We start from the raw sequence: 10,814 nt of genomic DNA on the forward strand, positions 1-10,814 counted from the left end.
ACAGATCGATCATCTGCTGGACCGCCTCGGTGGCCGAGGCCGGCGCGGGCGCGGGGACCGGATCGGCGCCGGCGGGGCCACCACCGTAGAGCGCCGCCGCCAGCAGCCCCGCTGCCAGGACGGTGCGGGCGGGCCGGCGGGATAGCGCGGGTTCGCGGTGACTCCGATGATGTGTTGCCACGGCCTGCCGTGCCCCGCTCTCCCTGTGACGCTGTGCGATGAACCGGTGAAGGTCTCGATTAGATTACGGAACGGGCCCGCGGGGTGTCCAGTACGACACGGAACGGTCACGTCGTCGGATGAAAGTACCGCGTCATGTGGACCCCCGCGGGACCGCGGCCGGCTCAGTAGCGGCGCGCCCCGGCGAACGGCATCGACGAGATGGGCGCCAGCTGAACCGGGGTACCGGAGGTGGACGCGTGGACCACATTGCCGTCGCCGGCGTACAGGCCCGAGTGGCCGCCGCCGTAGAACGAGACCACATCGCCGGGGCGGAGGTCGTTGAGCGAGATGGGGGAGCCGGCGGACAGCTGGGCGCCGCTCGTGCGAGGTAGCTCCAGCCCCGCCTGTCTGTACGACCACTGCACCAGGCCGGAGCAGTCGAAGGCGTCAGGGCCGGCGGCGCCGTAGACGTACGGTGCGCCGACCTTCGACAGTGCGGCGTCGAGGGCCAGATCGCCGGCGGTCTTGGTGGGGGTCACGAAAGGCGGCGGGGTGGCGGAATTGGGGGCCTCGACGCCGGGGATGCCCGCGGGGATCGGGATCTCGTTGGGTACCTCGAAGGTTCCCACGCCGTGGATGGTCACCGGCTGGGCGGCTGCCGGGGCGGCGGGCAGCAGGAACGCGCCCAGGGTGGCAGCGCCGACGGCTCCGGTTACGGCAGCCCGCCGCGCCTGTCGCTTGACGGTGTTGAACGCCATGATGCGGTCCTTCCGATCTCCCCGCCGGCGGTACCGGGTTGGTGCGCCGAACTCCGCGAGGTCTCGAAAAGATTACGAACAGATCACGGTGATTTGTAAAGCCTGAGACGGTGATAAGTGTGGGGCGCTCAGCTTTCCGTCGGCAAATTGTGCGAGTTGGGTCACACTCGCCGATTGGGTTGCGTCGCGGTTACGTCCGGCCGGCTCGCGGTGTGGCGATCGGCTGCGTTACATCGGATTCGATACGGAATATCGTGCTATTTCCTCGATTCGAGCGGGCGGATGGCGTATTGGTGACATCGACCTGATGGGGACGTGCCCGAATATTTGCCCGGGATGGTGGAACTGGTTTTGGGCCGACCGACCATTTTTCGTATGAACAGGCAATTGGATAGCAAATAAACATCGACTGTGAGCTGACGCACATATATGTGGTGAACGGGCTCTATCCGGGGAACAGGAACAGGTTCCGGTATCCCGTCGCAGCGATCGTCACGGCCCGGTATCGCCGAACCTGTCGGACCCCGTCAGTACTCTGCTCGCCGTGTCCGAACCGATGCCGCTGCATGCCCGGCAGCTGGCGTTCGATCAGCTCGACACCCCGCTCTACGACACCACCTTCGTGGTCGTCGACCTGGAAACCACCGGCACCAGCCCGGCCGAGGACGCCATCACCGAGATCGGCGCCGTCAAGGTGCGCGGCGGCGAGGTCCTCGGTGAATTCGCCACACTGGTGGATCCGGGGCGGTCCATCCCGCCCGCGGTCGTCCAGATCACCGGTATCACCATGGCGATGGTGCGGGCGGCGCCCACCATCGAAGCGGTCCTGCCCGGTTTCCTGGAGTTCGCGGCCGGGGCGGTGCTCGTCGCCCACAATGCCCGCTTCGATATCGGCTTCCTGAAGGCCGCGGCGGCCCGCTGCGAAACACCGTGGCCCCGGCCGCAGGTGGTGTGCACGGTCCGTCTCGCCCGCCGGGTACTCGGCCGCGACGAGGCACCCTCGGTGCGGCTCGGCTACCTGGCGCAGCTGCTCGGGTCGGATACGACCCCCACCCACCGGGCGCTCGACGATGCCCGCGCCACCGTGGATGTGCTGCACGCGCTCATCGGCCGGGTCGGCAATCAAGGAGTGCACAGCCTCCCCGAACTGATCGACTACCTGCCCGATGTGACCGCGGGCCAACGCGCCAAACGCGCCCTCGCCGTCGACCTGCCCGCCGCGCCCGGTGTCTACCTGTTCCGCGGACCGTCGGACGAAGTCCTCTATATAGGGACCGCGGTGAATCTGCGGCGGCGGGTCCGTAGCTACTTCACCGGTTCGGAAACGCGCGGCCGGATCAAGGAGATGGTCCGGCTGGCGACCAGGGTCGACCATGTCGTGTGTGCGCACGGACTGGAGGCCGGCGTCCGCGAACTGCGGTTGCTGGCCGCGCACGCGCCGCCCTACAACCGCCGATCCAAATTCCCGAAACGGGCCTGGTGGGTCGCGCTCAGCGCGGAGGCCTTCCCCCGGCTCACCGTGGTCCGCGACCCGGCCGGCCCGGCGGTCGGCCCCTTCCACGCGCGGGCTGCCGCCGCAGATATCGCCGCCACCCTCGCCGAATACTGCGGGCTGCGCACCTGCACCGCCAAGCTGTCGCGCACCGCACTGCACACCTGCACGCCGGAAGCGGTCGGTGGCTGCCCCGCGGCGGCCGAGGCGCCGCGCACCGCCGCCGACTACGCCCCGGCACCCGCAGCCGGGCGAGCATTGTTCGCGGGCACCGATGATGCGGTGATCCGCCACATGCTGGCCCGGATCGAGAAATACGCGATCTCCGAACAGTACGAATCCGCCGCCCGCCTGCGCGACCGTGCGGCCGCCGTGATCCGCGCCCTGTACCGCACCCAGCGCCTGGCCGCGCTGGCCCGGCTACCGGAACTGATCACCGCCCACCCCGACGGCGCCGGCGGCTGGGAATTCGCGGTGATCCGCTACGGCCGCCTCGCCGGCGCCGGAACCGCCCGCCGCGGAACGCCACCGATGCCGGTGGTCGAACAGATCGTGGCCGCCGCCCAGACGATACGGCCGACCGGCGGGGCCGCGGAGCACGCGGAACTACCCCTGGCCGATCCAGGCCCGCAGCACCCGCCCCTGCGCGGCGCCCCGCCGGAGGAGGTCGGGGTGGTCGCGCGCTGGCTGGAACGCCCCGGCGTGCGAATCGTGCGGACGACCGAGGGCTACGCGGAACCCGCCCGTGGCGCTGCCCGCTGGCTCGCGTGGGCCGACGCCGCCGATGCCGCAGCAGGCGCGGCGCAAGACGGCCGGTCCTACGCTGAGGAGCGCAGTTGACCGGCCGAAGCTCCGGGCGCGGGTCCTGCTTCGCCGCCGGCGGGGTCGTATGGGCGGACGCGGCACGGGTGAGTAGTCCTACGCCCAGGAGCGGGGGCCGGGCAGGCCGAAGCTCCGGATGGACGCAGCTGCTCCCGCAGCGCGGGATGGGCGAAGTGAGTTCACCGCCGTCTCGTGGGCACCGGCGGCCCCGAGAGTGCGCCGCCGACCGAATGTGCGCCGGATCCGGCGGATCAGAGGCCGCAACGCGCACCATGCTTCCTCGAGGCTCAGGAATCACCCGACTCGGTCTCCGCCCGGTACGTTCGCACATGAGTGGGTCGGCGCACCCCGACGATTGTTCGTCGTTCGGGCGACATGCTGTAGGCCCGATGGTTCGCGAAATTCTCCGAACCGCTGCCGTGGGGCCACCTTGCGTGGTCCGAAGCATTGCGGCCGGACCTGGCACCGTTCCTGTTCGGCCTGGCGGCGGACCGGCCGGCGGGCGCAGACTCGCGTGAGCCGGCGCACCACGGGGTGCTCGCGAACTGCCTGCGGTCCGTCGCGCGGCTACGCGCAGCGCGGGGGCAGATTCCGGATTCCGCCCGCACCGGAAACCCGGCCGCCATCGCACCGTGAGTAGTGCAGCGGGGCGGAACCCGTTCCTGCGGCCCGCCGTGAGGGGCGGTCAACCGCGCCGGGCTTCCCGGGCGGTCGGCGGCGCTGCCGCACTCGGCGTAGGCGGGGGGTGCTTAGGCTGTTGGCATGATTACCGCGATCGTTCTGATCCAGGCCGACAATGGGCGTATCCCGGAGACCGCGCAGGCGGTGGCCGATACCGAGGGCGTTGCCGAGGTGTACTCGTGTGCGGGCGATGTCGACCTGATCGCGCTGGTGCGGGTGCGCGACCACGAACAGGTCGCCGAGGTGGTCACCGGGCGGATCGACAAGGTGGCCGGGGTGCAGCGCACCGTCACTCATATCGCGTTCAAATCGTATTCGAGCGCGGATGTCGAGGCCGGGTTCTCCATCGGCGAGTAATTCTCGCCGGCCACCCGTGGGCTCGGCCCGTTCGCGAAGTATCGAAGAAGCTCCTTGCCCACTTCCGGTGGGGCAGCAGTAATCGCGATCTGCGGAGCCGGGAGATACATTTCGGGATTACTGCGCCATAGGCCGCGCGGCCGCGGCACGGATCGGTGGTCTCCTGCGGCCGGTGCGCTGCCGCGCCGGGCGCTCGTCCCGCCGGCGGGCCTGCCGTCCCACGCGGGCCGAGGTGATCGCCGGCGACGAGGAAGCGCGGCTGTCGTTCGCGGGCACCGGAGGTGAGTTGCTCGGATGACGTGCTCGTGCGCCGGTGACATCGATTATCTGCGCGCCGCAGCCTGGTCCTGGACGGTCGTAGGGCGGCACCCGGCCGATGAGGCCGGCCCGGTGGTGACGTTGCCATGCTCGATTCGAGGTGCCGCGGGCCGGTTCCGCCGATCGGGCGCGGTACCGGTCCGGGGTTCAGGCCTCGCCGAGGGTTCGGGTGAGCGCGGCCCAGCGGTCCAGCAGGTCTGCGGCTGCGCCGTTGTCGATGGCGGCGGCGGCGCGTTCGATCCCGGCGATCAGGTGATCGTCGAGGTCACCGTCGAGTTCCGCGCCGCGGGACAGATCGTAGGCGGTGATCGCGGCCGCCGAGTTGACCAGGACGGCATCGCGGACCGCACCCGGATCGCCCGCGAAGACATCCCGGGCGACCTGTGCGTTCACCTGGGCGTCGCCGCCGCGCAGCGCGTCGAGATCAACCCGCGGGATACCGAGCCGTACCGGGTCGATCACCGTTTTCCGGACCCGGCCGCCGGCCACCACGTAGGCGTCGGTGGTATCGGAGGTGGTGATCTCGTCCAGGCCGTCGTGGCCGCGTACCACCAGCGCCCCGGCCCCGCGGTCGGCGAAAACGCCGGCGATGGTTTCCAGCAGATCGGGGAACGCGCAGCCGACCAGTCCGGCGCGCGGCTGGGCCGGGTTGGTGAGCGGGCCCAGCACGTTGAAAACCGTCGGGATCCCGATTTCCTTACGGGCCGGGCCGGCGAACCGCAGTCCCGAATGGAACAGGGAGGCGAAGCAGAACCCGATCCCCACCTCGCGCACACACCGGGCCACCGATTCCGGGCCGAGGGCGAGTTTCACGCCGAGTGCCTCCAGCACATCGGCGCCGCCGCTCTTGGAGGACGCGGCCCGGTTACCGTGCTTGACCACCGGCACGCCGGCCGCGGCGACCACGACCGCGGACATGGTGGAAATATTCACCGATCCCGACCGGTCGCCGCCGGTGCCGACGATATCGACCGCGTCGCCGTCGATCTTCACCAGGCGCGCGTGGCCGAGCATGCCGCGCGCCATACCCGACAGTTCGGCGGGAGTGGGGCCCTTGATCTTCATGGCCACCCCGAACGCGGCGATCTGCGCGGAGGTGGAGTTGTCGGTGAAGATTTCGTCGATCACCCAGGTCGTATCGTCCGCGGTGAGGTCGTGTCCGTCGGCGAGGGCCCCGAGCATCTGGGGCCAGCTGCGCACGCTCATCTCAATCTCCTCGTCGCGCCGATTACCGGTGACCGAATGGTCATGGAACACCCTAATGCGCGCAGCGTCCGGTAGCGCAGCGCTGTCCGCGGTGGACCGGGATCTCGAACGGCAGGGTTCCCCACCGGGGGCGCACGGGAACCGGGATCGGTTCGGCTGTGCGTGGCGGTTGCTGTCGACCGCAGCGCGTCCGATCCGGTCGGAGGATGCGTACAGGAGACGGCTGCCGCGTGACCGGGTGCCGGGCTGCCCCGACCCCGGGAGAAGACGATAGGGGCGCGGAGGCGGAACCCCACGGCCGATCACGATCGGATGACGGCTGCCGGTGCGAGCGGCGTTCGGCTCCCGATCGGCCGGTTACCGGCATCTGCGCAGGTTCGCGAGCCGGTCCGGCGCCGGAGCGTCCGACACGCCGAGCCGCTTCGAGAGATGCGCTGAGCCGGTGAATCCCGACACAAAAGATCAAGATGGGAACCCGACTTCGACTGTCGTACTACGAAGAGTCATACTTACCCCGTGACGACCGCAGTAGGTACCTCAGGATCGGCCATAACCCAGCGTGTGCATTCGCTGAACCGGCCCAACATGGTCAGCGTCGGTACCATCATCTGGCTGTCCAGCGAGCTGATGTTCTTCGCCGGCCTCTTCGCGATGTACTTCGTCGCGCGCAGTCAGGCGCCCGAGTGGCCCATGCCGCCGACCGAGCTGAACCTCGGCTTGGCCATACCGGTCACCGCCGTGCTGATCGCCTCGTCGTTCACCTGTCAGATGGGTGTGTTCGCGGCCGAGCGCGGTGACGTGTTCGGGCTGCGCCGCTGGTATGTCCTGACCTTCTTCATGGGTCTGTTCTTCGTGCTCGGCCAGGGATACGAGTACATCCACCTGGTGGACCACGGCACCTCGATCTCGGGCAGCTCCTACGGATCGGTGTTCTACATCACCACCGGTTTCCACGGCCTGCACGTCATCGGCGGCCTGATCGCCTTCCTGTTCCTGCTCGCGCGTACCAAGATGAGCAAGTTCACGCCCGCGCAGGCGACCGCCGCGATCGTCGTCTCGTACTACTGGCACTTCGTCGACATCGTCTGGATCGGGCTGTTCGCCGTGATCTATTTCATCCAGTGACGTCGATGCCGGCCTGCGCGCGAGCGCCCAAGTCAACACAGCCCGCCACGGTTCCGTCTACTCCAAAGGGACACAGATGAGTTCATCGCCCCCGACAGCGCCAGCGCCCGCCAGCGGTGGGCACGGCGAGGCCAGCAAGAAGCGCAGGCAGCGCCGCATCCGCCGACGGATCGCGGGTGGCCTCGCGCTCATGGTGGGCCTCGTCGGAGCCGGTTTCCTCGCCTCTGCGCTCACCCCCGAGCCCCAGGTCGCCACGGCGAACGAGGATTCGGTGGCGCTTATCCGCGAGGGTCAGCAGCTGTACGAGACCTCCTGCATCACCTGTCACGGCGCCAACCTGCAGGGTGTGCCCGACCGTGGCCCCAGCCTGATCGGCGTGGGCGAAGCGGCCGTGTACTTCCAGGTGTCCTCCGGGCGTATGCCGATGGTCCGCAACGAAGCGCAGGCCGAACGTAAACCGCCGAAGTTCGACGCCCACCAGACCGATGCGATCGGCGCCTATGTCGCCGCCAACGGCGGTGGCCCGACCGTGATCCGCGACGCCAACGGTGAGATCGCCCAGGAATCGCTGCGCGGCGGCGATATCGGCCGCGGTAGCGAACTGTTCCGGATGAACTGCGCGTCCTGCCACAACTTCACCGGCCGCGGCGGCGCGCTGTCCTCGGGTAAGTTCGCTCCGCCGCTGGACCCGGCCTCCGAGCAGCAGATCTACGCCGCGATGCTCACCGGCCCGCAGAATATGCCGAAGTTCTCCGACCGGCAGCTCACGCCGGAAGAGAAGCGCGACATCATCGCCTACGTCAAGGATGCCGCCGAAGCGAAGGATCCCGGCGGCTGGGGCCTGGGTGGGTTCGGTCCCGCCACCGAGGGCCTCGCCATCTGGGTGATCGGCATCGTGGCGGTCGTCGGTGCCGCGATCTGGATCGGATCCCGGACATGATCGGGCCGGTATCCGGAGCCGTCCGCCGCATCGGCGGTGCACGGCCGGGCATGCCCCAGTGGAAGGGCCTCAGCCATGAGTGAAGAACAGGAGCGAAACGAGATGGGTCGCCTGGACAAAGATTCCGCGGCCGCGACCCCGGCGGAACCGACCGAGGCCGAACTGGACGCGATGTCGCGTGACGAGCTGGTCGAGCTCGGCACCCGGCGGGACGGCGTCGAGGTCGCCTACCGGCGGGAACGCTGGCCGGTGCCGGGTACCCGCGCGGAGAAACGCGCCGAACGGCAGGTCGCGATGTGGTTCGCGATCTCCGGTCTGGCCGCGGCCGCCCTGGTGGGTGTGTTCCTGTTCTGGCCCTGGGAGTACAAGGGCAAGGACGACTCCGGTCACGGCATCTACTCGCTCACCACGCCGCTGTACGGTCTGACCTTCGGTATCTCGATCCTGGCCGTCGGTATCGCGGTGGTGCTGATCCGCAAGAAGTTCATTCCCGCCGAGCTTTCGGTCCAGGACCGGCACGACGGTACGTCCAGTGAGGTCGACCGGCGCACGCTGGCCGCCCAGCTGTCCGACGCCGCCGAGACCTCCACCCTCGGCCGCCGCAAGCTGATCACCCGCACCGCCGGCGCCGGCGTCGGTGTGCTGGGTATCGGCGCACTGCTGGTGTTCGTCGGCGGCATGGTGAAGAACCCGTGGGCCAAGGGCGATAAATCGCCGCTGTGGGTGTCCGGCTGGACCCCCGACTACGAGGGCGAAACCATCTACATCCGCCGCGATACCGGCCGTCCGCAGGACATCGTGCTGGTACGCCCGGAGGATCTCGACGCGGGCGCCATGGAGACCGTGTTCCCGTGGAAGGAATCCTGGCGTGGTGACGAGCATGCGACCCTGCAGTCGCTGCGCGGTATCCGTAATTCCGTGATGCTCATCCGCCTGCGGCCCGAGGACGCGAAGAACGCGATCAAACGTAAGGGTCAGGAGAGCTTCAACTTCGGCGATTACTTCGCCTACTCGAAGATCTGCACCCACCTCGGCTGCCCGACCTCGCTGTTCGAGCAGCAGACCAACCGGATTCTGTGCCCGTGCCATCAGTCGCAGTTCTCCGCGACCGAATGGGGCAAGCCGATCTTCGGTCCGGCCGCCCGGGCGCTGCCGCAGCTGCCGATCACCGTAAACTCAGAGGGGTACCTGGTCGCCAACGGTGACTTCATCGAACCCCTCGGCCCGGCCTTCTGGGAGCGTCGATCATGAGTGCTGGAACGGCTACCGGCCGCAAGCTCGCGGCACAAGCCAACGAAATCGACGAGCGGTATCGTGCCGCCGCCTTCGTGAAGCGATCGATCAACAAGGTGTTCCCCACCCATTGGTCGTTCCTGCTGGGTGAGATCGCGCTGTACGCGTTCATCATCCTGCTGCTGTCGGGTGTGTACCTGACGCTGTACTTCGACCCGTCGATGGCGCATGTCACCTACGACGGCGCCTACCAGCCGCTGCGCGGTGTCGGGATGTCGCGGGCGTACGAGACCGCGCTGAACATCTCCTTCGAGGTGCGCGGCGGCCTGTTCGTCCGGCAGGTGCATCACTGGGCGGCGCTGCTGTTCGCGGCGTCGATCATCATCCACCTGTTCCGCATCTTCTTCACCGGCGCGTTCCGCAAACCGCGTGAAGCGAACTGGGTGATCGGGTCGCTGCTGCTGATCCTGGCCATGTTCGAGGGCTTCTTCGGCTACTCCCTGCCCGACGACCTGCTCTCCGGTACCGGGCTGCGCGCCGCGTTCTCCGGTATCACCATCGGCGTTCCGGTGGTCGGGACCTGGCTGCACTGGCTGATGTTCGGTGGCGATTTCCCCGGCGACATCATCGTGCCGCGTCTCTACATCGCGCACGTGCTGTTGTTGCCGGGCATCATGCTGGCGCTCATCGCGGCGCACGTGGCGATCGTCTGGTATCAGAAGCACACCCAGTTCCCCGGCCCGGGCCGCACCGAGAAGAATGTGGTCGGTTCCCGGATCGTCCCGGTGTTCGCCGCCGACCAGGGTGCGTTCTTTGCGTTCACCCTCGGCTTCGTGGCCCTCATGGGCGGGTTGCTGCAGATCAACCCGATCTGGAACCTGGGTCCGTACAACCCGTCACAGGTGTCGGCCGGTTCGCAGCCGGACTTCTACATGATGTGGACCGACGGTATGGCCCGTCTGATGCCACCCTGGGAGCTGTATCTGGGCCGATACACCGTGCCCGCGGCCTTCTGGGTGGCGCTGGTCATGGGGCTCGTGTTCGTGGTCCTCATCGCCTACCCGTGGATCGAGAAGAAGCTCACGGGGGACACCGCCCGGCACAATCTGCTGCAGCGGCCGCGTGACGTTCCGGTCCGCACGGCGATCGGCGCCATGGCGATCACCTTCTACGTGGTGCTCACCTTGTCCTGCGTCAACGACATCATCGCGCTCAAATTCGATATCTCGTTGAACGCGACCACCTGGATCGGTCGTATCGGTCTGCTGCTCGGACCGCCGATCGCGTACTTCCTGGCCTACCGGTTCTGCATCGGCCTGCAGCGCAGCGACCGGGCGGTGCTGGAACACGGCATCGAAACCGGCGTGATCAAGCGCCTGCCGCACGGTGAGTACATCGAGGTGCACCAGCCGCTGGGCCCGGTCGACGACCACGGCCACCCGCTCCCGCTGGAGTACCAGGGCGCGGTGGTGCCCAAGAAGATGAACAAGCTGGGTTCGGCCGGTCAGCCGGGCACCGGTAGCTTCCTGCGCCCCGATCCCCGTGCGGAGAGCGAACAGCATTTCGCCACCGAACTGGAAGAGGAGCACCGGCAGCTCGCCATCCTCCAACGAGTGCAGGACGAAGCGCGCTCGAACGGCGACCACGGGCACTGACCCGTACGCCGGGCGGCGAGACCCGCGGGGGGGGGCGGGCCCGCCCCCCCCGCCCCCCGCACCGC

General features: G+C 68.5%; 8 protein-coding genes and 1 pseudogene. 6 read left to right on the forward strand and 3 right to left on the reverse strand.

What is annotated here, in order from left to right:
• Together QH196_RS00730 and QH196_RS00735 are read right to left on the reverse strand one after the other, a co-directional pair.
• A pseudogene (locus QH196_RS00730) lies at positions 1 to 181 on the reverse strand (hypothetical protein); the annotation flags it as partial.
• 163 nt (positions 182 to 344) lie between these two features.
• The gene (locus QH196_RS00735) at positions 345 to 920 is read right to left on the reverse strand and encodes a C40 family peptidase (RefSeq protein WP_280413803.1); all 576 of its coding nucleotides are present in this window, start codon (positions 918 to 920) and stop codon (positions 345 to 347) included.
• Between the two features lie 556 nt (positions 921 to 1,476).
• Here QH196_RS00735 and QH196_RS00740 point away from each other — a divergent pair.
• Together QH196_RS00740 and QH196_RS00745 are read left to right on the forward strand one after the other, a co-directional pair.
• Positions 1,477 to 3,252, forward strand: a complete 1,776-nt coding sequence (locus tag QH196_RS00740; protein ID WP_280413808.1) for a DEDD exonuclease domain-containing protein — start codon at positions 1,477 to 1,479, stop codon at positions 3,250 to 3,252.
• Positions 3,253 to 3,996: 744 nt separating this feature from the next.
• On the forward strand, positions 3,997 to 4,272 hold the full coding sequence (locus tag QH196_RS00745) for an Lrp/AsnC family transcriptional regulator (protein ID WP_062978630.1): 276 nt from the start codon (positions 3,997 to 3,999) through the stop codon (positions 4,270 to 4,272).
• Between the two features lie 465 nt (positions 4,273 to 4,737).
• On the opposite strand, the gene trpD is transcribed toward QH196_RS00745, so the two are convergent.
• The gene (gene trpD, locus QH196_RS00750; protein ID WP_280413804.1) at positions 4,738 to 5,796 is read right to left on the reverse strand and encodes an anthranilate phosphoribosyltransferase; all 1,059 of its coding nucleotides are present in this window, start codon (positions 5,794 to 5,796) and stop codon (positions 4,738 to 4,740) included.
• A gap of 516 nt (positions 5,797 to 6,312) precedes the next feature.
• On the opposite strand from trpD, the gene ctaE reads away from it, so the two are divergent.
• From ctaE to qcrB, 4 genes are all read left to right on the forward strand, one after another.
• The gene (gene ctaE / locus QH196_RS00755; protein WP_280413805.1) at positions 6,313 to 6,921 is read left to right on the forward strand and encodes an aa3-type cytochrome oxidase subunit III; all 609 of its coding nucleotides are present in this window, start codon (positions 6,313 to 6,315) and stop codon (positions 6,919 to 6,921) included.
• 76 nt (positions 6,922 to 6,997) lie between these two features.
• On the forward strand, positions 6,998 to 7,861 hold the full coding sequence (qcrC, locus tag QH196_RS00760; RefSeq protein ID WP_280413806.1) for a cytochrome bc1 complex diheme cytochrome c subunit: 864 nt from the start codon (positions 6,998 to 7,000) through the stop codon (positions 7,859 to 7,861).
• A gap of 102 nt (positions 7,862 to 7,963) precedes the next feature.
• A complete protein-coding gene (qcrA, locus tag QH196_RS00765; protein WP_280413809.1) occupies positions 7,964 to 9,112 on the forward strand; it encodes a cytochrome bc1 complex Rieske iron-sulfur subunit in 1,149 nt (382 codons plus the stop codon).
• Positions 9,109 to 10,749: a cytochrome bc1 complex cytochrome b subunit gene (qcrB, locus tag QH196_RS00770; protein WP_280413807.1), complete on the forward strand. Its 1,641-nt coding sequence runs from the start codon at positions 9,109 to 9,111 to the stop codon at positions 10,747 to 10,749. Before qcrA ends, qcrB begins: the two co-directional genes overlap by 4 nt.
• Positions 10,750 to 10,814: the final 65 nt, after the last annotated feature.

The sequence above is a fragment of the Nocardia carnea genome (assembly GCF_029868325.1).
In the GTDB taxonomy this organism is placed as follows: Bacteria; Actinomycetota; Actinomycetes; order Mycobacteriales; family Mycobacteriaceae; genus Nocardia; species Nocardia carnea_C.

What these genes read in the sequence shown, in the direction of transcription:
- QH196_RS00735 (WP_280413803.1), bottom strand. Translation starts at nt 920, where the DNA reads ATGGCGTTCAACACCGTCAAGCGACAGGCGCGGCGGGCTGCCGTAACC.
- qcrB (WP_280413807.1), top strand. Translation starts at nt 9,109, where the DNA reads ATGAGTGCTGGAACGGCTACCGGCCGCAAGCTCGCGGCACAAGCCAAC.
- trpD (WP_280413804.1), bottom strand. Translation starts at nt 5,796, where the DNA reads ATGAGCGTGCGCAGCTGGCCCCAGATGCTCGGGGCCCTCGCCGACGGA.
- QH196_RS00745 (WP_062978630.1), top strand. Translation starts at nt 3,997, where the DNA reads ATGATTACCGCGATCGTTCTGATCCAGGCCGACAATGGGCGTATCCCG.
- QH196_RS00740 (WP_280413808.1), top strand. Translation starts at nt 1,477, where the DNA reads ATGCCGCTGCATGCCCGGCAGCTGGCGTTCGATCAGCTCGACACCCCG.
- qcrA (WP_280413809.1), top strand. Translation starts at nt 7,964, where the DNA reads ATGGGTCGCCTGGACAAAGATTCCGCGGCCGCGACCCCGGCGGAACCG.
- qcrC (WP_280413806.1), top strand. Translation starts at nt 6,998, where the DNA reads ATGAGTTCATCGCCCCCGACAGCGCCAGCGCCCGCCAGCGGTGGGCAC.